Origin of the sequence: Mesorhizobium sp. M5C.F.Ca.IN.020.32.2.1 (assembly GCF_004023105.1) — a bacterium.
In the GTDB taxonomy this organism is placed as follows: domain Bacteria; phylum Pseudomonadota; class Alphaproteobacteria; order Rhizobiales; family Rhizobiaceae; genus Mesorhizobium; species Mesorhizobium wenxiniae.
Window position 1 is genome coordinate 1 of the sequence record NZ_RZSX01001199.1, and the last position, 1,485, is coordinate 1,485.

The 1,485-nt window shown below is 64.6% G+C and carries 3 protein-coding genes; all 3 read right to left on the reverse strand.

The window, feature by feature from the left end; all coding sequences use genetic code 11:
* A partial coding sequence (locus EOA86_RS34310) for a nitrite/sulfite reductase (protein WP_164892313.1) occupies positions 1 to 638 on the reverse strand: 638 nt, incomplete at its 3' end.
* A gap of 46 nt (positions 639 to 684) precedes the next feature.
* The gene (locus EOA86_RS34315; RefSeq protein ID WP_128345569.1) at positions 685 to 990 is read right to left on the reverse strand and encodes a DUF2849 domain-containing protein; all 306 of its coding nucleotides are present in this window, start codon (positions 988 to 990) and stop codon (positions 685 to 687) included.
* The coding region (locus EOA86_RS34320) for an SAM-dependent methyltransferase (RefSeq protein WP_245497467.1) at positions 987 to 1,485 on the reverse strand (499 nt) is incomplete at its 5' end. The genes EOA86_RS34320 and EOA86_RS34315, both read right to left, overlap by 4 nt.

Here is a 1,485-nt window from a genome sequence, read left to right on the forward strand (position 1 = left end):
ATCATCGGTGTACGGCCCTGGCCGCCGCCAACATAGACGGCAAAACCGAGTTCGCCGGCAGCGTTCTTCTTCAAATGAAGGCCGATGTCATGCGTCTGGATGGCGGCGCGGTCGCGCTCGGCGCCGGTCACTGCAATCTTGAATTTTCTCGGCAGGAACGAGAACTCCGGATGCACCGACGACCATTGGCGCAAGATTTCCGCATAAGGACGCGGATCGGCCACCTCGTCGGCGGCGGCACCGGCGAAGTGGTCTGCGGTGACGTTGCGGATGCAGTTGCCGCTGGTCTGGATGGCGTGCATTTCGACGCTCGCCAGATCGGCCAGGATCGCCGGAATATCCGACAGCGCCGGCCAGTTGAACTGGATGTTCTGGCGCGTCGTGAAGTGGCCGTAGCCCTTGTCGTATTTGCGTGCGATGTGGCCGAGCATGCGCAGCTGCTTGCTGTTCAGCGTGCCGTAAGGCACCGCGATGCGCAGCATGTAAGCGTGCAACTGCAGGTAGACGCCGTTCATCAGCCTCAGCGGCCGGAACTGATCCTCGGTGATCTCGCCGGCAAGCCGCCGCGTGACCTGATCGCTGAACTCGGCGACGCGGGCCTGGACGAAATCGTGATCGAACTCATCGTAACGGTACATGTCTGGTCTTTCCGGGCGCGTCCGCCCGTTTCATCAAATTTGTCGTTTACGCCGCCCGGGCGGCTACCGGTCGGGCCTGCTTGCCCAGATCATTGCGATTGGTCGGGCCGGCGGCGCGGATCTTTTCACGCAGCCGGACCGGCTCGACCACACCATTGGCGACGGTCACGTCGATCAGATTGACGTCGACCACTTCATTGTTGGCATAGGCCGTGGCGCCGATCGCCTCCAGCCGGTCTTCAGCCGCCTTGTCATGGGCGACTTCGGCATGGTCGATGATCTCGGCCCAGCCGCCGTTGGCGTACCAGACGGCTTCGCCGTCGGTCAGGCGGTTTGCGGTCAGAACTTTCATCGTTCGGCTCCTTCGGCGGCTGTTTGGGCCGCGCCTTCATGCCTGTGTGCCGCGAGCGGCTCGGAACGTTCAAAGTTGGCGCCGGCGACTGCATCGCCGATGATCGTCATGACTGGGCCGACAAGGTCGGCGCGGACCTCCAGCGACGGCAGGTCGGCGAGCGTGCCGTGGAACCGGCGGCGGTTGGCAAGGCTGGCATTCTCGACCACGGCGACCGCCGTATCCGGCGACAGGCCGGCCTCGATCAGCCGGCCGGCAACTTCGGCCGCGACCGAGCGGCCCATATAGACGGCGACCGTGGCGCCGGAAATGGCGAGCTTGGCCCAGTCAGGCAGCGAATTTCCCTTGAGGTCGTGGCCGGTGGTGAACACCATCGACGACGACACGCCGCGCAGCGTCAGCGGCAGCTCAAAATCGGCGGCGGCGGCGAAGGCCGCGGTGACGCCCGGAACCACCTCATAAGCGATGCCGGCATCGCGCAGCGATGCCATTTCC